The organism is Actinacidiphila rubida, assembly GCF_900110255.1.
GTDB classification, from domain to species: domain Bacteria; phylum Actinomycetota; class Actinomycetes; order Streptomycetales; family Streptomycetaceae; genus Actinacidiphila; species Actinacidiphila rubida.
The window spans coordinates 143831-168493 of the sequence record NZ_FODD01000003.1 but is presented as its reverse complement, the minus strand read 5'-3'; the positions used below and the strand labels follow the sequence as shown (position 1 = coordinate 168493).

At 74.2% G+C, this 24663-nt stretch carries 18 protein-coding genes; 4 read left to right on the top strand and 14 right to left on the bottom strand.

Annotation, left to right across the window (positions count from 1 at the left end; all coding sequences use genetic code 11):
- Positions 1-238: 238 nt before the first annotated feature.
- The gene (gene dnaJ, locus BMW99_RS03785; protein WP_069465651.1) at positions 239-1375 is read right to left on the bottom strand and encodes a molecular chaperone DnaJ; all 1137 of its coding nucleotides are present in this window, start codon (positions 1373-1375) and stop codon (positions 239-241) included.
- Positions 1376-2392, bottom strand: coding sequence for a heat-inducible transcriptional repressor HrcA (gene hrcA, locus BMW99_RS03780; RefSeq protein WP_069465650.1), 1017 nt, complete (start codon positions 2390-2392; stop codon positions 1376-1378).
- Positions 2393-2656: 264 nt separating this feature from the next.
- Between hrcA and BMW99_RS03775 the strand changes: the two genes are divergently transcribed.
- Together BMW99_RS03775 and BMW99_RS03770 are read left to right on the top strand one after the other, a co-directional pair.
- Positions 2657-3415: an MBL fold metallo-hydrolase gene (locus tag BMW99_RS03775; protein WP_069465649.1), complete on the top strand. Its 759-nt coding sequence runs from the start codon at positions 2657-2659 to the stop codon at positions 3413-3415.
- Between the two features lie 22 nt (positions 3416-3437).
- Complete coding sequence (locus BMW99_RS03770) at positions 3438-4271, top strand: DUF3097 domain-containing protein (protein ID WP_075016216.1); 834 nt, start codon at positions 3438-3440, stop codon at positions 4269-4271.
- 73 nt (positions 4272-4344) lie between these two features.
- Here the strand turns inward: BMW99_RS03770 and hemW are convergent, their stop codons facing one another.
- The 4 genes from hemW to lepA form a co-directional block, all read right to left on the bottom strand.
- Complete coding sequence (gene hemW / locus BMW99_RS03765; protein WP_075016215.1) at positions 4345-5577, bottom strand: radical SAM family heme chaperone HemW; 1233 nt, start codon at positions 5575-5577, stop codon at positions 4345-4347.
- Positions 5578-5753: 176 nt separating this feature from the next.
- Positions 5754-7484 (bottom strand): ATP-binding SpoIIE family protein phosphatase, encoded by a 1731-nt coding sequence (locus tag BMW99_RS03760; protein ID WP_079138634.1) that lies wholly within the window; start codon positions 7482-7484, stop codon positions 5754-5756.
- Positions 7485-7640: 156 nt separating this feature from the next.
- Positions 7641-9524, bottom strand: coding sequence for an AMP-dependent synthetase/ligase (locus BMW99_RS03755; RefSeq protein WP_069464879.1), 1884 nt, complete (start codon positions 9522-9524; stop codon positions 7641-7643).
- A 129-nt stretch (positions 9525-9653) separates the two neighbouring features.
- A complete protein-coding gene (lepA, locus tag BMW99_RS03750; RefSeq protein ID WP_069464878.1) occupies positions 9654-11546 on the bottom strand; it encodes a translation elongation factor 4 in 1893 nt (630 codons plus the stop codon).
- A 212-nt stretch (positions 11547-11758) separates the two neighbouring features.
- Here lepA and rpsT point away from each other — a divergent pair, with 212 nt between their 5' ends.
- A complete protein-coding gene (rpsT, locus tag BMW99_RS03745; protein ID WP_069467734.1) occupies positions 11759-12025 on the top strand; it encodes a 30S ribosomal protein S20 in 267 nt (88 codons plus the stop codon).
- Between the two features lie 341 nt (positions 12026-12366).
- On the opposite strand, the gene holA is transcribed toward rpsT, so the two are convergent.
- Entirely contained in the window at positions 12367-13353 is a 987-nt protein-coding gene (holA, locus tag BMW99_RS03740; RefSeq protein WP_075016214.1) for a DNA polymerase III subunit delta, read from the bottom strand.
- A 54-nt stretch (positions 13354-13407) separates the two neighbouring features.
- Between holA and BMW99_RS03735 the strand changes: the two genes are divergently transcribed.
- Positions 13408-13674, top strand: a complete 267-nt coding sequence (locus BMW99_RS03735; protein ID WP_075016213.1) for a hypothetical protein — start codon at positions 13408-13410, stop codon at positions 13672-13674.
- Between the two features lie 8 nt (positions 13675-13682).
- On the opposite strand, the gene BMW99_RS03730 is transcribed toward BMW99_RS03735, so the two are convergent.
- From BMW99_RS03730 to leuS, 7 genes are all read right to left on the bottom strand, one after another.
- A complete protein-coding gene (locus tag BMW99_RS03730) occupies positions 13683-15068 on the bottom strand; it encodes an MFS transporter (RefSeq protein WP_075016212.1) in 1386 nt (461 codons plus the stop codon).
- Entirely contained in the window at positions 15065-15682 is a 618-nt protein-coding gene (locus BMW99_RS39900; protein ID WP_107451797.1) for a winged helix-turn-helix domain-containing protein, read from the bottom strand. The genes BMW99_RS03730 and BMW99_RS39900 overlap by 4 nt, the downstream gene beginning before the upstream one ends.
- 58 nt (positions 15683-15740) lie before the next feature.
- Complete coding sequence (locus tag BMW99_RS03720) at positions 15741-18104, bottom strand: ComEC/Rec2 family competence protein (protein ID WP_407640259.1); 2364 nt, start codon at positions 18102-18104, stop codon at positions 15741-15743.
- Between the two features lie 596 nt (positions 18105-18700).
- Positions 18701-19531: a ComEA family DNA-binding protein gene (locus BMW99_RS03715; protein WP_079175913.1), complete on the bottom strand. Its 831-nt coding sequence runs from the start codon at positions 19529-19531 to the stop codon at positions 18701-18703.
- Between the two features lie 109 nt (positions 19532-19640).
- Positions 19641-20486, bottom strand: a complete 846-nt coding sequence (locus BMW99_RS03710) for a DegV family protein (protein WP_069467131.1) — start codon at positions 20484-20486, stop codon at positions 19641-19643.
- 341 nt (positions 20487-20827) lie between these two features.
- On the bottom strand, positions 20828-21481 hold the full coding sequence (locus tag BMW99_RS03705; RefSeq protein WP_075016211.1) for a hypothetical protein: 654 nt from the start codon (positions 21479-21481) through the stop codon (positions 20828-20830).
- 282 nt (positions 21482-21763) lie between these two features.
- On the bottom strand, positions 21764-24646 hold the full coding sequence (leuS, locus tag BMW99_RS03700) for a leucine--tRNA ligase (protein WP_069463862.1): 2883 nt from the start codon (positions 24644-24646) through the stop codon (positions 21764-21766).
- Positions 24647-24663: the final 17 nt, after the last annotated feature.

The window sequence follows — 24663 nt, the reverse complement described above, 5'->3', positions numbered from 1 at the left end:
TCCCCCGCGCGACCAACCAACCACGGCCAGACGGTCCGGAGCGGACCGAGCCACCCCACCCGGCCGGTGACGGCCCGCGAGCCCGCGCAGGGCACCCCCGCACAGGCACGGCACCCCGGCCCGACGGCTGGGGCACCCCGCATCCCCGACGGGGCGCAACGCCCGCGCACGGGCGAGAGGCGACCCTCAGGGGCACGGGGCCGGGCCCCGGGTGGTGCAGGTGACGGAGGGAGCCGCGCTAGCGGCCGTTGAACGCGTCCTTGAGCCGCGAGAACAACCCCTGCTGCCCCGGCGCGAACTGCCCCGTCGGGCGCTCCTCGCCGCGCAGCTTGGCCAGGCGGCGCAGCAGCTCCTCCTGGTCGGGGTCGAGCTTGTTGGGCGTGACGACCTCGACGTGGACGACGAGGTCGCCGCGGCCGCCGCCGCGCAGGTGCGTGATGCCGCGCTGGTGCAGCGGGATCGACTGCCCGGACTGCGTGCCGGGCCGGACGTCGATCTCCTCCAGCCCGTCGAGCGTCTCCAGCGGGCACTTCGTGCCGAGCGCCGCCGCGGTCATCGGGATGGTGACCGTGCAGTGCAGGTCGTCGCCGCGCCGCTGGAACACCGCGTGCGGGACCTCGCGGATCTCCACGTACAGGTCACCGGCGGGCCCGCCGCCGGGCCCGACCTCGCCCTCGCCGGCGAGCTGGATCCGGGTGCCGTTGTCGACGCCCGCGGGGATCTTCACGGTCAGCGTCCGGCGCGACCGCACCCGCCCGTCGCCGGCGCACTCCGGGCACGGCGTCGGCACGACCGTGCCGAAGCCCTGGCACTGCGGGCACGGCCGCGACGTCATGACCTGCCCGAGGAAGGACCGGGTGACCTGCGAGACCTCGCCGCGCCCGCGGCACATGTCGCAGGTCTGCGCCGAGGTGCCCGGCGCCGCCCCCTCGCCGTTGCAGGTGCCGCAGGTGACCGCGGTGTCGACCTGGATGTCCTTCGTGGTGCCGAACGCGGCCTCGTCCAGCTCGATCTCCAGCCGGATCATCGCGTCCTGGCCGCGCCGGGTGCGCGAACGCGGCCCGCGCTGCTGGGACTGCCCGAAGAAGGCGTCCATGATGTCGCTGAAGTTGCCGAAGCCGGCGCCGAAGCCACCCGCCCCGCCCGCGCCGCCCGCCGCGGACAGCGGGTCGCCACCGAGGTCGTAGACCTGCTTCTTCTGCGGGTCCGAGAGCACCTCGTAGGCGGCGTTGATCTCCTTGAACCGCTCCTGCGTCTTGGGGTCCGGATTCACGTCCGGGTGCAGTTCGCGGGCAAGGCGCCGGAACGCCTTCTTGATCTCGTCCGGTCCTGCGTCGCGGCGAACGCCGAGTACGGCGTAGTAGTCCGTGGCCACTTACGACTCCGCCAGGATCTGTCCGACGTAACGTGCCACTGCGCGTACCGCTCCCATCGTTCCGGGGTAGTCCATGCGGGTCGGTCCGACCACGCCGAGTTTGGCGACTGCCTCGTCGCCCGAACCGTAGCCGACCGCCACCACGGAGGTGGAATTGAGGCCCTCGTGAAAATTCTCATGCCCGATCCGCACGGTCATGGTGGAGTCCGTGGCCTCGCCGAGGAGTTTCAGGAGCACCATCTGCTCCTCCAGGGCCTCCAGGACCGGGCGGATCGTCAGCGGGAAGTCGTGGTTGAAGCGGGTGAGGTTGGCCGCCCCGCCGAGCATGATGCGCTCCTCCTTCTCCTCGACGAGGGTTTCGAGGAGGGTGGCGAGCACGCCGGCGACGGCCGGCCGGTCGTCGAGCTCGAAGCTGTCCGGCAGGTCCTGGACCAGCGGCGGGACGTCGGTGAAGCGGCGTCCCACGACCCGGCTGTTCAGCCGGGCCCGCAGGTCCGCCAGCACGGTCTCGCCGACCGGCGCCGCGCAGTCGATCAGCCGCTGCTCGACCCGGCCGGTGTCGGTGATGAGCACCAGCATGATCCGGGCGGGTGCCAGCGACAGCAGCTCGACGTGCCGCACCGAGGAACGCGTCAGCGACGGGTACTGCACGACGGCGACCTGCCGGGTGAGCTGCGCGAGCAGCCGCACCGTGCGGCCGACCACGTCGTCGAGGTCGACGGCTCCGTCGAGGAAGTTCTGGATGGCCCGGCGCTCGGCGGTCGACAGCGGCTTGACGCCGGCGAGTTTGTCGACGAAGAGCCGGTACCCCTTGTCCGTGGGGATGCGGCCCGCGCTGGTGTGGGGCTGGGCGATGTAGCCCTCGTCCTCCAGCACCGCCATGTCGTTGCGGACCGTGGCGGGGGACACACCCAGCCGGTGCCGTTCGGTGAGCGCCTTGGACCCGACCGGCTCCTCGGTGCCGACGTAGTCCTGAACGATGGCACGCAGCACCTCCAGCCTGCGTTCGCTCAACATCGCTCACCTCCAGCCGTGGGGCCTGCCCGTGCGGCCCGGCACCCCGTCCTGCCTGGCACTCCCTCGTTTCGAGTGCCAGCAATCCCGCAGCCAGTGTACGGCGAGGCGACAAGGGCTCTGCAAGAGCGGCAGCGACCCGACTGGCCGCGGACCCCTCACGTACCGGCCACCGACCGGTCCCGGATCGGGGCAGAACCGGCACGGGACCGGCCGCGAAGGCGGCGGATGCACGCGAAACCGGCCCGTTTCGATAGCGTCGGCCCCGTGGATTCTGAGCAGAACGCGGCGGAGCAGCCCGGCGGTGGGAACTCGGCGTGGGAGCAGCTCGCGCCCGGCGTGGCACGCCGCCGGCTGCCCTTCCTCGACGTGACCATCGGCCTGGTCGTGGGGGCCGAGGCGGTCATGCTGGTCGACACCGGCTCCAGCCTGCGCGAAGGCGAGGAGCTGCGCGGCCAGGTCGAGGCGCTGACCGGGCGCGCGGTGACCCACGTCGTCCTCACCCACGGCCACTTCGACCACGTGCTGGGCACCGCGGAGTTCCCGGAGGCCGAGGTGTACGGCGAGCAGTCGCTGGCCGGATATCTCCGTCGCGAGCAGCTGCGGATGCCGGTGACCGCCGCCGAGTACGGCGCGGATCCCATGGAGACGGCCGAGGCGGTGCGTGCGCTGGTGCCGCCCGACCGGCCCGTCAGCGGCGAGCTGGCGCTCGACCTCGGAGAGCGTCCGGTGCACCTGGTCCACCTGGGTCCCGGACACACCGGCCACGACCTGGTGGTGCACGTGCCGGGCGCCACCGGGAGCGACCCCGCGGTGGTGTTCTGCGGCGATCTGGTGGAGGAGTCCGGCGAGCCGCAGGCCGGCGGCGACGCGGTCACCGCGCGGTGGGCGGAGACACTGGACGCGCTGCTGGCGCTCGGCGGCGAGACGGCCCGCTACGTGCCGGGCCACGGCGCGGTCGTCGACGCGCGGTTCGTGCGCGCCCAGCGGGACGCACTCGCCGAGCGGTTCACCGCCGGGGAGTAGGGTCCTGGCTACGATCTCCCCTATGCGCAGCCAGAGTTACGACCCCGATCTGACGCCGCCGTGGAAGCGGTCCGCGCCCGTGCCGGAGGTGCCGGCCGAGGCGGACCTGGTCGTCGAGGACGCCGGCACGGGCTTCTGCGGCGCGGTGGTGCGGGTGGAGAAGACCGCGGAGGGCCTGACGGTCACCCTGGAGGACCGGTTCGGCAGGCACCGGGTCTTCCCGATGACGCCTGGCGGCTTCCTGCTCGACGGCCGGCCCGTCACCCTGGTGCGTCCCCGGTCGGCGCCCGGGCCGCGCGGCCCGCTGCTGTCCGCGTCCGGCTCGATCGCCGTGACGGACGCGACGGCGCGGGTGGCCAGGGCCGGCCGCATCTACGTCGAGGGCCGGCACGACGCGGAGCTGGTGGAGCGGGTGTGGGGCCACGACCTGCGGGTCGAGGGCGTCGCCGTCGAGTTCCTGGAGGGCGTCGACGACCTGCCGGCGATCGTGTCGGCGTTCGCGCCGGCCCCTGACGCACGGCTCGGCGTGCTCGTCGACCACCTGGTCCCCGGGTCCAAGGAGTCGCGGATCGCGGCGTCGGTGAGCGGCGCCGACGTGCTGGTGGTCGGGCATCCGTTCATCGACGTGTGGGAGGCGGTCAAGCCCGCGTCGGTCGGCATCCCCGCGTGGCCGCGGGTGCCGCGCGGCGAGGACTGGAAGACCGGCGTGTGCCGGACCCTGGGCTGGCGGATGACGACGGGCGAGGCGTGGCAGCGGATCCTCGCGTCGGTCTCGTCGTACAAGGACCTGCGACCGGAGCTGCTGGGCGCGGTGGAGCACCTGATCGACTTCGTGACGGAGCCGGCGGAGCCGTGAGCGGGCCGCCGGCTCCGGGCCGGGGCCGAAGCCGCGGCCGGGTCCGGGGTCGGGGCCGGGTCCCGGTGCGGGGTCAGTCCACGAGGTCCCGGACGACCGCGTCGGCCAGCAGGCGGCCGCGCAGGGTGAGGACGGCGCGGCCCCCGGCGTAGGGGCCGGGCTCCAGCAGGCCGTCGTCCACCGCGCGGGCCGCGGCGGCCGCGCCCTGCTCCGCGAGCAGGTCGAGCGGGCAGCCCTGGGACAGCCGCAGCTCCAGCAGGATGCGCTCCACCCGCCGGTCCTCGGCGCCGAGCAGTTCGCGGCCCGCGCCGGGCGTGCGGCCCTCGGCCAGGGCCTGGGCGTAGGCGCCGGGGTGCTTCACGTTCCACCAGCGCACGCCGCCGACGTGGCTGTGCGCGCCGGGGCCCGCGCCCCACCAGTCGGCGCCGGTCCAGTACAGCTCGTTGTGGCGGCAGCGGCCGGACTCGGCGGTCGCCCAGTTCGACACCTCGTACCAGGAGAAGCCGGCGGCCGACAGGCGTTCCTCGGCCATCAGGTAGCGGTCGGCGTGCACGTCGTCGTCGGTCATCGGCACCTCGCCGCGGCGGATCCGCCGCGCCAGCTGCGTGCCTTCCTCGACGATCAGGGCGTACGCGGAGACGTGGTCGGGGCCGGCGCCGATCGCCGCGTCCAGCGAGGCGAGCCAGTCCTCGTCGGATTCCCCCGGGGTGCCGTAGATCAGGTCGAGGTTGACGTGGTCGAAGCCGGCCGCGCGGGCCTCGGCGACGCAGGCCTCCGGGCGGCCCGGGGTGTGGGTGCGGTCCAGGACCTGGAGCACGTGCCGCCGGGCGCTCTGCATGCCGAACGAGACGCGGGTGAAGCCTGCGTCGCGCAGCCCCGCGAGGTACTCCGGGTCGACGGACTCCGGATTGGCCTCCGTGGTCACCTCGGCGCCCGGCGCCAGCCCGAACTCCTCGCGGATCGCGGCGAGCATGCGGCCGAGGTCGGCCGCGGGCAGCAGGGTGGGGGTGCCGCCCCCCACGAACACGGTCTCGACCGGCCGCGGGTCGTCCCCCAGCACCTTCCGCGCCAGCCGCACCTCGTCGACCAGCACCTCCGCGTAGTTCTCCCGCGAGGCCAGGGCCCCGCCGGAGCCGCGCAGCTCGGTGGCCGTGTACGTGTTGAAGTCGCAGTACCCGCAGCGGGTCGCGCAGTACGGCACGTGCAGGTAGAACCCGAGCGGACGGCTCGCCGCCCCGTCCAGGGCGTGCCGGGGCAGCGCCCCGTCGCCGGGCACGGGTTCCCCCTCAGGAAGTACAGAAGGCATGCGACCAGTATCCGCCACCCGCGCTTTTCCCCTCCCGGGCCGCCCTTCCGGGGCCCGCGGCGTCCCCCGGCCTCCGCCCCGGGGCGCGCACCCCGTTGCCGTCCCGGAGGGTCAGCCCGGAGGAGCGGGGCCACCCGTGGGCCGCGCCCGGCGGATCGCGGAACCCCGTGGGGGCCCTAGAGGGCCTGGAGGACCAGGAGCGCGAGGTCGTCCGCCGGAGGCGTCTCGTCGAAGTCGTGGACGGCCTTGCGGAGCCGCTCCGCGACCCCGGCCGCGCCGAGGCCGGTGCACGCGGAGAGCGCCGCCGCCAGGCCGTCGTCGTCGTCGAACTGCCGCCCCGCGTGGCGGCGTTCGGTCACGCCGTCGGTGACGCACAGCAGCGTGTCGCCGGGCGCGAGCCCGAACGACTCGCTGGCGTAGCACGCGTCGTCGGAGATGCCCAGCAGCATCTGCGGGGTGGCCGCGGGCCGGACCGTGCCGTCGGGGGCGAGGACCAGCGGCAGGGGGTGGCCGGCGGACGCGAGCGTCACCTGCGCGCCGCGCCCGGGCTCGCCGGGCGTGATCTCGCCGTACAGCAGCGAGAGGAAGCGCGCGTGCCCGTCCCAGGCCGCGGTCTCCGCGAGCAGCGCCGTCGCCGCCTCGTCGGCGAGCGCCCGGTTGAGGCGGTCCAGCACGTCGGAGACCCCGCATCCCTCGCGTGCCAGCAGCCGCAGCACGGGCCGGGCGATCCCGGCCAGCGACGCGGCCTCGGGGCCGCTGCCGCACACGTCGCCGAGCGCGAAGCACCAGCGTCCGTCGCCGGCCGGGAACAGGTCGTAGAAGTCGCCGCCCACCCAGTCGCCCGCGGTGGGCTCGTAGACGACGGCGTGCTCGACGCCGGGGATGCGCCCCGTGGCGGGCGGCAGCAGGCCCCGCTGCAGCACGGTGCTGATCATGGCCTGGCGGGCGTACTGCCGCGCGGTGCCGAGCGCGAGGGCGACCCGGCGGGAGAAGTCCTCGATGAGGCCGAGCGCGCCGTCGGGCAGGCCGTGCCCGGGCGCGGCACCGAGCAGCAGGGTGCCGTGGCAGCGCCCGGTGGCGATCAGCGGCACGGCGAGCGCGCCGTCGCCGCCGGGCAGCGCGTACCGCTGGGCGCCCGGCCGCTCGCTGGGCGCGGGCGGCGCCTTCTCCAGCAGGGCGCGCAGCCCGTCGATGCGGTGCTCGGCGCTGTGCCACACGTGCGTCAGGCGCGGCGCGGCGCCGCCGGGGTGCAGCCACACCGCGCACCAGTCGGCGAGCCGCGGCACGAGCAACTGGGTGGCCAGCGACGCGACGTTGTCCTCCTCGAGCTGCCCGGCGAGCAGGTCGGACGCCTCGGCCAGGAAGGTCAGCGCGCCGCGGGCCGTCCAGTCGGGGTCGACCCGCCGCGGCAGGCCGGGCAGGCTCGGCGCCAGCATCTGCGCGGGGATGCGCACCTCGGGCTCGGGCTCGCCGCTGAGCGGGATCCGGCACCAGACGGTCTTGCGGTCGCGCCGGTAGGTGACGCCCCAGGTGTCGGCGAGCGCGGCGACGATGTGCAGGCCGCGGCCGCGTTCGCCGCCGCCCTCGCCCGGGGCGGGGTCGACGTCGCCGCGCAGCGCCCGCGCGGGGTGCCGGTCGGTGACCTCCAGGACGAGCGCGGACTCGGCCGGGTCCAGCCGGCACACGAGTTCCACGGCGGTCCCGGCGTGCACGACGGCGTTGGTGACCAGTTCGCTGACCAGGAGGGTGCCGTCGTCCACGACGCGGTCGGCGAAGAACGGGTCGGCCCATTCCGCGAGCGCGGCGCGCAGGAATCTGCGGGCCGCGCAGGCGGCGAGCTCGTCGCCCGGGAGGCTGGTGCCGGTGGCCCGGCCGTGCGCTCGGGCCACCGCTGCGGTGGGGCTCACGTGCCCAGACTGGCACCGGCGGAGGGTCCGGGCGGCGCTGCCGGTGCCGACTCCCTCCTTCGTGCCCCCTTCTGGCCGGTTCGCCCGTGCGGGTGCCGTCCATCGACTACCCTCCGCCCCCGCGCCGCGCGGGCACGGGGGTGGAGGGGCGGGGGCTCAGGCCTCGCGGGACCCGGCGTACATGTCCTCGATGAGCGAGGCGAACTCCCGCTCCACGACGGGACGCTTGAGCTTCAGGCTGGGCGTCAGGTCGCCGTGCTCGACGTCCAGGTCGCGGGGCAGCAGCCGGAACTGGCGGATCTGCTGCCAGCGCTGCAGGCCCTCGTTGAGCTCGTCGACGTGGCCCTGGATCAGCGCGCGGACCTCGTCGGTGGCGACGACCTCGGCATAGCTGCCGGCCCGCAGCTCGTTCTCCTGCGCCCAGGCCATGATCGTGGGCTCGTCGAGCGCGAGCAGCGCCGTACAGAAGTTGCGGCCGCCGCCGACGACCAGCACGTTGCTGACGAACGGGCAGACCGCCTTGAACTGGCCCTCGACCTCGGCGGGCGCGATGTACTTGCCGCCGGACGTCTTGATGAGGTCCTTCTTGCGGTCGGTGATCTTCAGGAAGCCGTCGGGCGACAGCTCGCCGATGTCGCCGGTGTGGAACCAGCCGTCGGGCTCCAGGACCTCCGCGGTCTTCTCCGGCAGGCCGTGGTAGCCCTGCATGATGCCGGGCCCGCGCATGAGGATCTCGCCGTCCTCGGCGATCCGGACCTCCAGGCCGGGCAGCGCCTTGCCGACGGTGCCGGTGCGGTAGGAGTCGCCGGGGTTGACGAAGCTGGCCGCGCTGGACTCGGTGAGGCCGTAGCCCTCCAGGATGTGGATGCCGGCGCCGGAGAAGAAGTAGCCGATCTCCGGGGCGAGGGCGGCGGAGCCCGACACGCAGGCTCGCAGCTGCCCGCCGAACGCCTCGCGCAGCTTGGCGTACACGAGCTTGTCGGCCACCGCGTGCTTGGCGCGCAGGCCCGCCGGGGCGGTCGCGACACCGGTCAGCCGCAGGCTGTTCTGGGTGGCCTTGGCGTAGTCGCGGGAGACCTGCGCGGCCCACTGGAAGATCTTGTACTTGGCGTTGCCGCCGGCCCGGGCCTTGGCCGCGACGCCGTTGTAGACCTTCTCGAAGATGCGCGGCACGGCCGCCATGTAGGTCGGCCGGACGACCGGCAGGTTCTCGATGATCTTGTCGACCCGGCCGTCGACGGCGGTGACGTGGCCGACGGTGATGTGGCCGGCGGTGAGCACCTTGCCGAAGACGTGCGCCAGCGGCAGCCACAGGTACTGCACGTCGTTCTCGTCGAGCAGGCCGATCGACTCGATCGCGCGGGCCATGTACGCCCAGGCGTCGTGCGGCAGCCGGACGCCCTTGGGGCGGCCGGTGGTGCCGGAGGTGTAGATCAGCGTGGCGAGCTGGTCCTTGGTGATGCGCGCGACGGCGTCGGTGACGGCCGCCGGGTGCGCCTCCAGGTAGGCGGCCCCGCGCTTCTCCAGCTGCTCCAGCGACAGGACCCAGCCGTCGCCGTCGGTGTCGGCGGCGCCGGCCGGGTCCATCACCACCACGTGGGCCAGCTCCGGCAGCTCGGCGCGGCGCGCCCGGGCCTTGGCGAGCTGGCCGGCGTCCTCGGCGATCAGCACCCGGCTGCCGGAGTCGGCCAGGATGAACGCGGTCTCGTCGGCGTTGGTGCTCGGGTAGACCGTGGTGGTGGCCGCGCCCGCACACAGCACGCCGAGGTCGGCGAGGATCCAGTCGACGCTGGTGTTGGCCGCGATCGCCACCCGCTCCTCGGCGCGCACCCCGAGGTCCATCAGGCCGGCCGCGATGGCGTTGACGCGTTCCGCGGCATGCGCCCAGGTGAGCGACTTCCAGCCGTCGGGGCCCTGGCCGCTCTCCGGGGGAACCGGGTACCGGTACGCCTCGGCGTCCGGCGTGGCGGCGACCCGCTCCAGGAAGAGCGTGGCCACGGAGGGCGGCCGAGTCTCCAGCAACGTCTGTGTGTCGGTCACGACTACTACCTCCGGGCCGCTCAGGGCCTTCTTAACTCACCAGTAACCTAGTCGGTCGGATCAGGGTAGAGCGCCGACGGCCAGCGCGTAAGAGGGCGAGGCCGGTGGTTTGTAATCGTGAAGCAGTCTTCACTTCTTCGCTTTGCCGTCACCCGGCCCGCCGTCGCTGTCGGTCGACAGCACCGCGATGAAGGCCTCCTGCGGCACCTCGACGCTGCCCACCATCTTCATCCGCTTCTTGCCCTCCTTCTGCTTCTCCAGCAGTTTGCGCTTACGGGAGATGTCACCGCCGTAGCACTTGGCGAGCACGTCCTTGCGAATGGCGCGGACCGTCTCGCGGGCGATGACCCGCGACCCGATGGCGGCCTGGATCGGCACCTCGAAGTTCTGCCGCGGGATGAGCTCGCGCAGCTTGGCGACCAGCCGGACACCGTAGGCGTACGCCTTGTCCTTGTGGGTGATCGCGGAGAACGCGTCGACCTTGTCGCCGTGCAGCAGGATGTCGACCTTGACCAGGTCGGCGCTCTGCTCGCCGGTGGGCTCGTAGTCCAGGGACGCGTAGCCGCGGGTCTTGGACTTCAGCTGGTCGAAGAAGTCGAAGACGATCTCGGCCAGCGGCAGGGTGTAGCGGATCTCGACCCGGTCCTCGGACAGGTAGTCCATGCCGAGCAGCGCACCGCGCCGGTTCTGGCACAGCTCCATGATCGCGCCGATGAACTCGGTGGGCGCCAGCACCGTCGCCCGCACCACCGGCTCGTAGACCTCCGCGAGCTTGCCCTCGGGGAACTCGCTCGGGTTGGTGACGACGTACTCCGAGCCGTCCTCCATGATCACCCGGTAGACCACGTTGGGCGCGGTCGCGATCAGGTCGAGGCCGAACTCGCGCTCGAGGCGCTCGCGGACCACGTCCAGGTGCAGCAGGCCCAGGAAGCCGACGCGGAAGCCGAAGCCCAGCGCGGCGGACGTCTCCGGCTCGTAGACCAGCGCCGCGTCGTTGAGTTGCAGCTTGTCCAGGGCCTCGCGCAGCTCCGGGTAGTCCGAGCCGTCCAGCGGGTACAGGCCCGAGAACACCATCGGCTTGGGGTCCTTGTAGCCGCCCAGCGCCTCGGTCGCGCCGCCGTGCTGGCTGGTGATGGTGTCACCGACCTTGGACTGCCGGACGTCCTTCACACCGGTGATCAGGTAGCCGACCTCGCCGACGCCCAGGCCGTCGGCCGGCAGCATCTCGGGCGAGTTGGTGCCGATCTCCAGCAGTTCGTGAGTGGCGCCGGTGGACATCATCCGGATCCGCTCGCGCTTGTTCAGCTGGCCGTCGATGACCCGGACGTAGGTGACGACGCCGCGGTAGGAGTCGTAGACCGAGTCGAAGATCATCGCGCGGGCGGGCGCGTCGGCCACGCCGACCGGGGCCGGCACCTCGCGCACCACCCGGTCCAGCAGCGCGTCGACGCCCAGACCGGTCTTGGCGGAGACCCGCAGCACGTCGTCGGGGTCGCAGCCGACCAGGTTCGCCAGCTCCTCGGCGAACTTCTCCGGCTGGGCGGCCGGCAGGTCGATCTTGTTCAGCACCGGGACGATGGTCAGGTCGTTCTCCATCGCCAGATAGAGGTTCGCCAGCGTCTGCGCCTCGATCCCCTGCGCCGCGTCGACCAGCAGGACCGTGCCCTCGCAGGCCGCGAGCGAGCGGGACACCTCGTAGGTGAAGTCGACGTGGCCGGGGGTGTCGATCATGTTCAGGATGTGGGTGCGCCCCGCCTGTTCCCCGGCGGTCGGCGCCCACGGCAGCCGGACCGCCTGGGACTTGATCGTGATGCCCCGTTCACGCTCGATGTCCATGCGGTCGAGGTACTGGGCGCGCATCTGCCGCTGGTCGACGACACCGGTGAGCTGCAGCATCCGGTCGGCCAGCGTCGACTTGCCGTGGTCGATGTGCGCGATGATGCAGAAGTTGCGGATCAGCGCCGGATCGGTACGGCTCGGCTCCGGCACGTTGTGCGGGACATGGGAAGGGTTGGCGGGCACGCAGGGTCCATTTTCTTGAGACGCGTCACGTTGCTACCTGTACGTTGCTGTCCATAGTCCCATGAGCCGGGCCCGGCTCATCGGTTTGGGAGCCACCTCGGCCTGCTGGTAGCCTGGGGCGCTGCGTCTCGTGCCCTCTACCCGAGGCGCGGTGGAACACCCCAGTCGAAACCGCTGCCGCAGGCAGCAGACGAACCTGAGAAGGCTCTTTCGTGGCGAACATCAAGTCCCAGATCAAGCGCAACAAGACCAACGAGAAGGCGCGCCAGCGCAACAAGGCCGTCAAGTCCGAGCTGAAGACCGCCATCCGCCGCACCCGTGAGGCCGTGGCCGAGGGCGACGCCGAGAAGGCCACCGCCGCCGCGCGTGCCGCGTCGCGCAAGCTCGACAAGGCCGTCAGCAAGGGCGTCATCCACAAGAACCAGGCCGCCAACAAGAAGTCGGCGCTGGCTCAGTCGGTCTCCTCGCTCGCGGGCTGAACCAGCCCCGGCACCTGACCCAGCGGTCTTCGGCACCGCCGGCAACCGGAATCAGCGGCCCCTCTACCGCCCGGACCGGCACCGCCCAGGCCACCGCACCGCACGCGGACGTTCGCCACGTGGCTGCGGTGTGAGGGACTCGGACGCCAGAGCGAGGCGGCGCGCAGGCGCCGCCGCCGCACACATCGGAACCGCCCGCCCGGGTCTCCCGGGCGGGCGGTTCCGCGTCTGCTTCCGGTCACGACCGGCCTCGCGCTCCTGCGCGCCCTTGCGCCCTCCCGCCCTTGATTGCGGGCGGCCGGAGGGGCGCGGCGTGGTCCTGAGAGGCGGAGGCGGGGGCGTCAGCCGCGGGAACGGGCGGCCCGCGCGATGGTGACGACCGCCTTCTCCAGCGCGTAGGCGGGATCGGCGGCACCGCCCTTGACCGCGGCGTCCGCCTCGGCGACCGCGCGCAGCGCGACGGACACGCCGTCGGCGCTCCAGCCGCGCATCTGCTGCCGGACGCGGTCGATCTTCCACGGCGGCATGCCGAGATCGCGGGCGAGCTGCCCGGGGTTGGCGCCGCGCGGGGCGGAGGCGAGCTTGCCGATGGCGCGCACGCCCGAGGCCAGCGCGAAGGTGATGCCGGGCAGCGGCTGGCCGACGGACAGCGCCCAGCGCAGCCGTTCCAGCGCCTCGGCGGCACGGCCGGTGACCGCCAGGTCGGCGACCTCGAAGCCGGTGGCCTCGGCCCGGCCGGTGTAGTAGCGGGCGACCACCGCGACGTCCACGGTGCCGTCGGTGTCGGCGACGAGCTGGGCACAGGCGCTGGCCAGCTCCCGCAGGTCGCTGCCCAGCGCGTCCACCAGCGCCTGGGCGGCCTCCGGGGTCGCGGAGCGGCCGAGGGCACGGAACTCGGAGCGGACGAACGCCAGCCGGTCCGCGGGCTTGGTCATCTTCGGGCACGCCACCTCGCGGGCGCCGGCCTTGCGCGCGGCGTCCAGCAGCGCCTTGCCCTTGGCGCCGCCCGCGTGCAGCAGCATCAGGAGGACCTCCTCGGCGGGCTCCGCGATGTACGCCCTGACCTCCTTGACGGAGTCCGCGGACAGGTCCTGGGCGTTCCTGACCACGATGACCTTGCGCTCGGAGAACAGCGACGGGCTGGTCAGCTCGGCCAGCGTGCCCGGCTGGAGCGCGTCGGAGGGGAGGTCGCGCACGTCGGTGTCGGGGTCGGCCGCGCGGGCGGCCGCCACCACCTCGTGCACGGCACGGTCGAGCAGCAGCTCCTCCTGCCCCACGGCGAGGGTCAGCGGAGCGAGGACGTCGTCGGATGCGGTCTTCCTGGCCATCGCGCACCAGCATCCCATGCGCCGCCGACAACGCCGCCCGGGGACAATGGCGGAGTGAGCACTGAGACCCCCGGCCCCGCCGGTCCCCACGACCCCCACGTGCTGGTCCTGCCCGACCGCGACGCCGCGGAGCAGGTCGCCGACCGGCTCACCGCGCGTTTCCCGCTGCCCGAGGAGCCGCGCGTGGTCCGGGACGCGCTGGCCGGCGAGGACGACGCGGAGGACGCGCAGTGGCTCGTGGTCGTCGAGGACCCGGACGGCACGCTGGACACCGCGGAGCTGGAGTCGCTCGCCGAGGATGCCGAGGGGTGGCTGGAGTAGCCGCCGGGTCACTCCCGGGACGGCGCCCCGCCCCGCGGCACGGCGTCCGCGGTCTCGGACTCCCGTGCGGGGACGGAGTCCGTGCCGGGAGCCGCGGCCGGCGTGCGGACGGGCGCGCCGTCCGGGCCGACGACGGCCTTGTCCGGCAGCTCGCGCAGCCCCGGCACCGGCGAGGGGAGCACCCACAGCACGCAGAGCATGCCGCCGGCGGTGGCGATCCACAGCGTGGGCCGCACCCCGAGGGTGCTGCCGAGCAGGCCGCCGACGACCGCGCCGAGCGGGCGCATGCCGTAGTTGACGGTGCGGAACGCGCCGGAGACCCGTGACCGCAGCGCGTCGGGTATGAGCGCGGCCTGGAGCGAGCCGCTGCCGATGTCGAGCAGCATCAGCCCGAACCCGGACAGGAACTCCGCCGTGAACAGCAGCGCGAGCACCACCGGCTCGGGCCCGCCCGCCAGCGGCACCAGCACCAGCGGGGCGGGGAAGCCGACGTAGCCGAGCACGATCGTCGGCCCGATGCCGATGCGGCCCACGATCCGCCCGGTCAGCACCGCGCCCACGAGCCCGCCGATCGCGCCGGCGCCGACCACCACGCCGAGCGTGCCCGCGCTCAGCCCGAGCCGGTCGACGGCGTAGAGCACGACGAGCGTGTGGAAGATGAAGTTGAAGAAGTTCACCGTGGCCGCGGCGGACACCAGGGCCCGCAGCGTCGGGTTGCGGCCGATGAAGCGCAGCCCGGCCGAGAAGTGGCCCTTGTCCGCGGCGGCGGGCGGCGGCTCCTCGGGGGATATCCGGCTCAGGGTGGCGGCCGAGACGAGGTAGGAGAAGGCGTCCGCGAGGAGCGCCAGCGGCGCGGCGAGCAGCTGCACCAGCAGCCCGCCCGCGCTCGGCCCGGCCACGAACGAGAAGGCGCGGCTGCCGTTGCCCAGCGCGTTGCCCTCCACGTACCGCTCGGGCTCGACCAGCGAGACGAAGAGCGTGGCGTTGCAGACGTCGAAGAGGACCGCGAGGGCACCGACCGCGAACGCGACCACGTAGAGCTGCGGCAGGCCGAGCACGCCGAACGCGTACCCGAGCGGCACGGACGCCATCAGCGCCGCCCGTGCGAGGTCCGCGGTGATCATCACGGCGCGGCGGTGGCCCCGCCGGTCCGCCCAGGCGCCGGCCGGCAGCGAGAACAGCAGCGCGGGCAGCAGCCCGGCCATGGACAGCCAGCCCATCTGCGCGGCGTCGGCGTGCAGCACCAGCACGGCGGCCAGCGGGAGCGCGAGGAAGGTGATCTCGTCGCCGAGGAACGAGACGCTCTGGCCGGCCCAGTAGCGCCGGAACTGCCGGTCGTGCAGCAGTGCCGGGGCCCGCGAGGCCAGCGCCCGCACGGCGGTGGCGGCGGTCACGGCCGCTCCCCCTCCGGTGCCTTCCCCTCCGACTCCGAGGCGACGTAGGCGATCTGGAGGTACGGCACGCGGCGGCTGCCCTCCGGCCGCAGCGACGGATCGGTGCCGCGGTCGGCGTACTCCGCCACCAGGGCGTCCATCCGCTCCCCGAGGTCGGTCAGCTCCTGCGGGGTGAGGTAGAGCGTGACGTCGGTGAAGCGCTCGGCCTCCTGCCACTCCCTGGACAGCTCCCGGCGCGACTCCAGGGCCCGGGTCAGGCGGGCGAAGTGGTTCTCGGCGATGGCCAGGGTCAGCGCGTCGGCCGCCTCGGCGACGGCGGGGTCCTCGGAGTAGCCGGGCCAGTTGGTGTACTGGGCCGTCGCCCGCCACGGCTTCTCCCGTCCCGGGCCGTCCGGATCGGCCTCCTCCACCAGCCCGTACTTGGCCAGCACCCGCAGGTGGTACGAGCAGCTGGCCACGGACTCGCCGGTCAGCTCCGCGGCGCGGGTGGCGGTGAGCGGGCCCTCCCTCCGCAGCAGCCCGGCCAGGGCCATGCGCGTCGGGTGGGCGTAGGCGCGCAGAGCGCGCGGGTCGGTGAGTTCGACGTGCGGTCGCATCGGCTTCTTCTCCGGCATGCATCTAAAGCTATCTTTAGAAAGAAGTGCTTACAAGGGTTTCTATAGAAAGAAACCTTTAGCTTTCCCTCCCCGTGACGACCCGCAGCTCGGCGGGGGTGTCACCGCTCACCGCGATCGGTCCGTCGGTGTCCGTGCGCAGCACCACCGCGCCGAGCGCCCGCAGCGTGGTGACCGTCCGCGCGCTCGGATGGCCGTAGCTGTTGCCGGCGCCCACCGAGATCAGCGCCAGTCGCGGGTGGACCCGCGCGAACAGGGCCGCGTCCTGGTAGGCCGACCCGTGGTGCGCGACCTTCAGCACGTCGACCCGCGGCAGGTCGGGCACCTCGGTGAGCAGTTCCTCCTGCGCGGACGGCTCCAGGTCGCCCATGAGCAGCAGCGTGAGCCCGGCGGTGCGGACCAGCAGGGCGACGCTGGCGTCGTTGGGGTTGTCGTCCGGCAGCGCGGCGGCCGCGGGCGGCGGCCACAACACCCGCCACCACAGCGGGCCGACCCGGCGTTCCTCCCCCGCCTGCGCGCGGAGTTCAGGGACGTGGGCGGCCGCCGCCTCCCTGCGCACCTGTGCGGCCTGCCCGGCCGGGGCGTCCAGCACGCTGGTCTCGATCGCGCCGACCCGCCTTCCCCGCAGCACCCCCGGCAGCCCGTCGACGTGGTCGGCGTGGAAGTGCGTGAGGACCATCAGCGGGACCGCCGTCACGCGCAGCGCCCGCAGGCACCGGTTGGCGGCCCCCGGATCGGGACCCGCGTCGACGACGACGGCACTCCCCGGCCCCGTCGACAGCGCCAGCGCGTCGCCCTGTCCCACGTCGCACATCGCGAACCGCCAGCCCGGCGGCGGCCAGGCGGTGGACGGCCCCGGCAGCGGGAACGGGACCGGGCGCAGCAGTGTGCACAGGAGGAGGACCGCTCCCGCCGCGCACAGCCAGGGGCGCCGCAGCAGCGGGCGGCCACAGCAGAGGGCCGCGGCCGTCACCACGACGAGCAGCGCCGCGCCCGCGAGGCCCGCCGGCCAGTCCACCTCCGCTCCCGGCAGGTCCGCCGCGTGCCGGGCCACCGCCACGATCCACCGGGCCGGCCACCCCGCCAGCCACGCCAGGACGCCGGCCGCGGGCGGCGCGACAGGGTGCACGGCCAGCGCCGCGAACCCCAGCACGGTGGCCGCGCCGACCGCCGGTTCGGCCAGCAGGTTGCACGGCACCGCCACCAGGCTCACGTGCGACGTCAGCAGCACCAGCACCGGCCCGCACGCCGCCTGCGCCGCACCCGCCGCCGCGAGCCCGGCGGCCAGGCGCGGCGGCACCCCGTGCGCGCGCAGTCGCTCGGTCCACCGGGGAGCCAGTGTCAGCAGCGAGCCCGCCGCCAGCACGGACAGCGTGAAGCCGTAGGAGCGCGCAAGTCCCGGCTCGTAGAGCACCAGCAGCAGGACGGCCGCCGCCAACGCGGGCAGCAGGGTGCGGCGCCGTCCGGTGCCGATGGCGAGCAGCGTGATCAGGCCGCACACCGCCGCGCGCAGCACGCTGGGGCTCGGCCGGCACACCAGCACGAAGCCCAGCGTCAGCGCGGCGCCCGCGGCCGCCGTCCAGCGCAACGGCAACCCCAACCTGGCTGCCGCGCCCCGGCGTTCGGCCCTGATCGCGAGACCGGGCGGCCCGATGAGCAGGCAGAGCACGATCGTCAGGTTCGCGCCGGAGACGGCCGTCAGGTGGGACAGGTCGGTGGCCTTGAACGCGGCGACCAGTTCCGGGGGCAGCGCGGAGGTGTCGCCCACCACCAGGCCGGGCAGCAGCGCGCGGGCGTCCGCGGGCAGCGGTGCCGCCGCCTCCCGCAGCCCGCCGCGCAGACCGGCGGCCGTCCGCTGCGCGGTGCTCGGGCCCGTGACGACGCGGGGCGGGCCGAGCGGGCGCAGCACGTCGGGCGGCGCGAGCCGTGCGGTCACCGTCACCCGCGTCGACGGCACCATGCGCAGCCACGCCTGCGGCGCGCCCCTGGCGCTCCCCGCACCTCCCGCACCTCCCGCACCTCCCGCCATGACGACGACCGGCGTGCGGACGCGGGTGGCCGCACCACCGCGAGTGGTCACCTCCTCGACGACGGCCGGGACGACGACGGTCCCGCCGCCACGGCCGCGGGCCGTGAACGGGTCGCCGCTCACCTTCAGGACCACCTCGGCGGTGGCCCTCGCCCGCGCGACGGCCGGGATTGGGCCCCGGTGCAGGTCGGCGGCGGCCAGCGCGGCACTGGTGACGGCGGCGGCCGCGCACAGTGCGGAGGCGAGGGCCGCCATCGCCAGGCCGGGCTTGCGGCGGGTGGCGCCCAGCGCCAGGCAGGCGGCGAGCGCGGCGCCGATCGCTCCCAGGGCCCACCCGGGCCCCGTGTCCGGGGCCAGCGCGGCGGCGCCCCAGGCCGCGATCGCGGGCGGCACCAGCCGGAGATCCGGCGGCCCCTCCTGCCGCGGGTCCGCGGCTCCGAGCGGCGAGGCGGCGGCCGCGTGGACCGCTGCGCGGTCGCTGGGCGCGGCCTCCCGCGTGTCCTCCTCGGCCCGTCCGCCGCCGGGACCTGGGCCACCGCCATGGCCGGTCCTGTCCCCCGGACGACGACCGGAGGCCCCCGAGCTCCTGACGAGCCCGACGTCTGCCAGAGCAGTCCCTCCCCCGGGCAACCCACCACCTGCCCCGGCTCCACCGCCGGAGTCCGTCCCACTGGCATGGCCGCTCGCGTCGGAGGCACCTCCCGGACCAGGCCTGGGCGACCCCGCCCCCCTGGAAGGCCCGCCCCTTCCCGAGCCCGGCCCTCCGACGCCCGCCCCGGCTCCGCCGCCGCCGGGGGGCGACTCGCCGCTGCGGCGGCTCGCGCGGTTCGCTGCGTCCCCGAGTGGTGCGGGCCCTGGCGGGGCTGGCTTTCCCGCTGCCGCGGATGGTGCGGGCCCTGCCGGGGCTGGGGCAGCCGTCTCCGGGGGCGGAGCGGGGGCGGCCCGGGGGTGTGGGGGGTGTGTCCAACGCCCCGTCCCGTCACGGGGGTTCATGGGTGGACCAAGGGCTGGAGGGTGGTGAATTTACGGGGGCCGATGCCGGGGATCTGGCGGAGTTGCTGGAGGGAGGTGAAGGCGCCGTGCTGGGTGCGGAAGTCGATGATGTGCTGGGCGAGGACGGGGCCGACACCGGGCAGGGCGTCGAGTTGGGCGGGGGTCGCGGAGTTGAGGCTGAGGGGGGCGGTGGCGGTGCCCGTGGTGGCGGCCGGGGCGGGGGCGGGGAGGCCGACGAGGATCTGCTCGCCGTCGGCGAGGGGGCGGGCGAGGTTGAGCGCGGTGGTGTCGGCGCCGGGAAGGGGGCCGCCCGCCGCCGTGAGCGCGTCGGCGACGCGGGACCCCTTGGGGAGCCTGCGCAGGCCGGGCCTGGCGACCTTGCCCGCCACGTCGACGGTGACCCCGGTAGGCGCGGCCGACGGCAGGGGCACGGTCACGGGCGCGGGCGTGATCACCGCGGCCGCCGGGACCGGTGGTGGGACGTGGAGGGTGCGCGGACGGCCCGACCAGTAGTGCTGGAAGGCGAGTCCGAGCGCGGCCAGCAGGATCACGGCCAGGGCCAGCACGGTCCTGAACTCCAGCCCGCAGCGCACGAACAGCCAGGCGCGCACCCGCCCGACCGGCCCCTCGCCGAACACCGGCACGCCCGGCAGGGGTTCGGCCAGTCGGCGCTCACCGCGCGGAGGCGGAGGAGGCGGCAAGGGCGCGGGCGGTGCCGTCCGGCCGAAGAGGGCGGTGGCCCGTTCGCGGGTCAGCGCGGCCCGATCGGGACCCGGTGGCCCCGAAGTCGTCTTGTCCCGGGAGTCGATGACGCTCTGCAGGTTCATGCAGCCGATGCTGGACCGGCTGGCCGACCAAAGATGATCTTGCTGTTTTTCTGTGGACAACCAGCGCCCTGTGGACAACTCCGTCACCCGTGAGGGTGACCGCCGCGCCTCAGTGCGGCGAGACCACGACCCCGAGCAGCCCCGGCCCGGCGTGCGCGCCGATCACCGCGCCGACCTCGCTGACCACGAGTCCGTCCAGCCCCGGCACCCGCTCACGGAGCCGGTCGGCGAGCACGGCGGCCCGCTCCGCCGCCGCGAGGTGGTGCACGGCCAGCGCCACCGGCCGGCTGCCGGCCCGCTCCACCACGATCTCCTCCAGGCGGCTGATCGCCTTGGACGCCGTCCGCACCTTCTCCAGCAGGCCGATCCGCCCGTCGGCCAGCCGCAGCAGCGGCTTGACCGCGAGCGCGGAACCCAGCAGTGCCTGGGCCGCGCCGATCCGGCCGCCGCGCCGCAGGTAGTCGAGGGTGTCGACGTAGAAGTAGGCGGAGGTGTCGGCGGCGCGCTTCTCGGCCGCGGCCACCACCTCGTCCGGCGTCGCACCCGCCGCCGCGGCCTCGGCCGCTGCCAGCACGGTGAAGCCGAGCGCCATCGCGACCATGCCGGTGTCGACGACCCGGACCGGCACCTGCGCTTCCTTGGCCGCCATGCGCGCCGCGTCGTAGGTGCCGGAGAAGTCGGCGGACAGGTGCAGCGAGACGATGGCCCCGGCACCGGACGCGGCGGCCGCGGCGTAGGCGGCGGCGAACTCGGCGGGCGCGGGCCGCGACGTGGTCACCGGCTCGCGCCGCTGAAGGGCGCGGGCCACGGCCGGCGCGGAGATCTCGGTGCCCTCTTCGAAGGCCTCGTCACCGATCACCACGGTGAGCGGGACCACCGCGATGCCGTACCTCGTGAGGGCCTCCTGGCCCAGGTAGGCGGTGGAGTCCGTGACGATGGCGACGTGCGGGGGCATGACCGGAGGTTACCGGGGCGCAGGTCGGGACGACAGTTGGGCTCCGCTACGCCGCGCGGCAAGGTGCGGCCGCCGCCCTCTCCAGGCGACACCCGCCCCACCGGTCTCCGCGGCCGGGTTCCGCTCAGCACACGGCATGCCCATGCCGATGTCCGGACCGATGCCAGCACCCGGGCGCATGCCGCCACGCACGCCCGAGCCCGCACGCACACCCGTGCCCGCGCCTGCACCCACATGCGCACCCGCACCCGTGTTCACAGCCGCGCCCAAGCTCGCACCCGCACCCGTCCGCCCGCTCGCACTCGTGCTCATGTCCCCACGTATGCCCCGTACTTGCGGACTCAGTCGCCCGGCGACGCAAGCCCCGGCCGACGTCCCCACCGGGTGCCCTTGGCGTCGGGGCCGCCGAGGGCGTCGGGCCGCGGGGGGTCGTCGGACGCCGGGGCGTCCTGCGGCGGCTCCCAGTGGCGCAGGGCGCCCGCCTCCACGGCGATGTCGCGGCGCAGCGCGGCGAGGTCGTCGTCGGCGAGGTGCCGGGCGCGGTCCTGGGCGGCCCAGCGGAGGCTGTCCGCGGAGTGCGTGATCCGCCGGGTGCGCTCGGTGAGTTCGGGGAGGCGTGCGGCGACGCGGGCGCGGTCCGGTTCGCCGTCCAGCAGGCGCATCTCGGAGTCGAGTTCGCGGGCGTGCGCGTCCAGGCGGCCCAGCAGTTGCGCGGCCTCGGACAGGGAGGCGTCGCCGGCCCGGCCGGCTTCCAGGGCGCGGTAGGTGCTGTCGAGCGAGGTGCGGAGCCCGAGCCGGAGCCTGGCCAGCTCGCCGGGGGTGCCTGGAGTGAACCGGCGGGCCTTGATCCGGCTGTCCTCGACCACACGCCGGGCCTGGGCGGTCCCCCGCGAGACGTGGCGTTTGACCGCGCGGACGGTCCGTACCGTCGCCACCGTCGCGAGCGTGGCGAAGATCAGGAAGAACAGGAGGGCGATGATGCCTGCGGTCTCCACCGGTCACTCCTCCCATCCGGTGCGCGGGACGCGCCCGCGAGGGCCCGGTCGGGCCCCATTCCACGGTAATGGGAAAGGGCAGACCCCGGGATCCGGCGGATCCCCGAACCTGCCCCGCGGTCCCCCTAGGGGGACCGCCACCTCCGGCGACGCGGCCGGCCCGGCGACCCGGCCGGCGCACGGGCCGCCGGTGCCGGCCGGCCCCTAGGGCGTGTCCGCACCAGCCGCCAGGTCCGCCCGGTACGTCGCCTGACGACGGTCGCCGGATTCGGGCCCCGCACGTCAGATGACGATGTTCACCAGCTTCGGCGCCCGCACGATCACCTTGCGGACGGTCGCCCCGCCCAGCGCGGCGACCACCGACGGGTCGGCCAGCGCGGCCGCCTCCAGCTCCGCGTCGGAGATGGCCGGCGGGACCTCCAGCCGGGCCTTGACCTTGCCCTTGACCTGGACGACGCACACCACGGCCTCGTCCTGGACCAGCGCCGGGTCGGCGACCGGGAAGTCCGCGTGGGCCAGCGACGAGGTGTGGCCCAGCCGCGCCCACAGCTCCTCGGCGACGTGCGGCGCCAGCGGCGCGATCATCAGCACCAGCGACTCGGCGACGGAGCGCGGCACCGGCCGCCCCGACTTGGTCAGGTGGTTGTTCAGCTCGGTGATCTTGGCGATGGCGGTGTTGAAGCGCAGGCCCGCCATGTCGCCCGAGACGCCGTCGATCGCCTTGTGCAGGGCACGCAGCGTCTCCTCGTCGGGCTCGGTGTCGTCGACGGTGACCTGGCCGGTCGTCTCGTCGACGACGTTGCGCCACAGCCGCTGCAGCAGCCGGTACTGGCCGACGACCGCGCGGGTGTCCCACGGGCGGGAGACGTCCAGCGGGCCCATGGCCATCTCGTACAGCCGCAGCGTGTCGGCGCCGAACTCGGCGCAGATCTCGTCGGGCGTCACGGCGTTCTTCAGCGACTTGCCCATCTTGCCCAGCAGCCGCGAGACCTCTTCGCCCTGGTAGTAGTACCGGCCGTCGCGCTCCTCGACCTCGGCGGCCGGCACCGCGATGCCGCGCGCGTCGCGGTAGACGAACGCCTGGATCATGCCCTGGTTGAACAGCCGGTGGAACGGCTCGAACGACGAGATGTGGCCCAGGTCGAACAGCACCTTGTGCCAGAAGCGGGCGTACAGCAGGTGCAGCACCGCGTGCTCGGCGCCGCCGACGTACAGGTCGACGCCGCCGGCCGGCTGGCCGTCGCGCGGGCCCATCCAGTAGGCCTCGGCCTCGGGCGAGACCAGCTGCCCGGCGTTGTGCGGGTCCAGGTAGCGCAGCTCGTACCAGCAGGAGCCGGCCCAGTTGGGCATGGTGTTGGTCTCGCGCCGGTAGCTGCGCACGCCGTCGCCCAGGTCCAGGTCGACGGTGACCCAGTCCTCGTTGCGCGACAGCGGGGTCTCCGGGGAGGTGTCCGCGTCGTCCGGGTCGAAGGTGCGCGGGCTGTAGTCGTCGACCTCGGGCAGCTCGACCGGCAGCATCGACTCGGGCAGCGCGTGCGCGGTGCCCTGCTCGTCGTAGACGATCGGGAACGGCTCGCCCCAGTACCGCTGGCGGCTGAACAGCCAGTCGCGCAGGCGGAAGTTGACGGTGCCCTCGCCGACGCCGCGCTCGGCCAGCCAGCTGGTGATCGCGGCCTTGGCCTCGGTCACCGTCAGGCCGTCCAGCGAGATGCCCTCGCCCGCGGAGTTGACGATCTTCGCCTCGTAGGACGAGAACGCGTCGTCCCACTCCGCGGGGTCGGTGCCGCGGCCGTCGCTCGGCTCGACGACGCAGCGCATCGGCAGCTCGAAGGCGCGGGCGAACGCGAAGTCGCGGGAGTCGTGCGCGGGGACGGCCATGATCGCGCCGGTGCCGTAGCCCATCAGTACGTAGTCGGCGATGAAGACCGGGACGGGCTCGCCGCTGACCGGGTTGACGGCGAAGGCGCCGGTGAACACGCCGGTCTTGTCCTTGGCCTCGGCCTGGCGCTCGACGTCGGACTTGACCGCGGCCTGCTTGCGGTACGCGGCGACGGCCTCGGTGGGCGTGGCGTGGCCGCCCGTCCACACCGGGTGGGTGCCCTCGGGCCAGGCGGCCGGGACGATGGACCCGACCAGCTCGTGCTCGGGCGCCAGCACCATGTACGTGGCGCCGAACAGGGTGTCCTGCCGGGTGGTGAAGACCGTGACGGCGTGCTCGGCGTGGGCGCCGGACGCCTCGTGCACGGGGAAGTCGATGCGGGCGCCCTCGCTGCGGCCGATCCAGTTGCGCTGCTGCAGCTTGATGGCCTCGGGCCAGTCCAGGTCGTCCAGGTCCGTCAGCAGGCGGTCGGCGTAGGCGGTGATGCGCATCATCCACTGCCGCAGGCTGCTCTTGAAGACGGGGAAGTTGCCGCGCTCGGAGCGGCCCTCGGCGGTGACCTCCTCGTTGGCCAGCACGGTGCCCAGGCCCGGGCACCAGTTGACCCGGGACTCGGCGGCGTAGGCCAGCCGGTGGCCGCCCAGCACCTCGGCCCGCTCCGGTCCGGTCAGCTCCGCCCAGGGGCGGCCGTCGGGGGTCGGGCGGGTGCCGTCGGCGAACTGCGCCTCCAGCTCGGCGATGGGGCGGGCGCGATCGGCGGCCTCGTCGTACCAGGAGTTGTAGATCTGCAGGAAGATCCACTGGGTCCAGCGGTAGTAGGCCGGGTCGATCGTCGCGAAGGAGCGGCGGCGGTCGTGGCCCAGGCCCAGCCGGCGCAGCTGCTGCCGCATGGTGACGATGTTGGCCTCGGTGGACACCCGCGGGTGCGTGCCGGTCTGCACGGCGTACTGCTCGGCGGGCAGGCCGAAGGCGTCGAAGCCCAGGGTGTGCAGCACGTTGTGGCCGGTCATCCGCTGGTGGCGGGCGTACACGTCGGTGGCGATGTAGCCCAGCGGGTGGCCGACGTGCAGTCCCGCGCCCGAGGGGTACGGGAACATGTCCATGACGTACTTCTTCGGGCGGCCGGCCAGCTCGGGCTGACCGTCCAGCTCGCCGCTGGGGTTGGGGGCGGCGAAGGTGCCGTGCGCGTCCCAGTGGTCCTGCCAGCGGCGCTCGATCTCGGCGGCCAGCTCGGCCGTGTAGCGGTGGGGCGCAGCCGTCTCGGCGGCCGGGGTGGTCTCGCTCATCGTCCTCGGTACTCCAT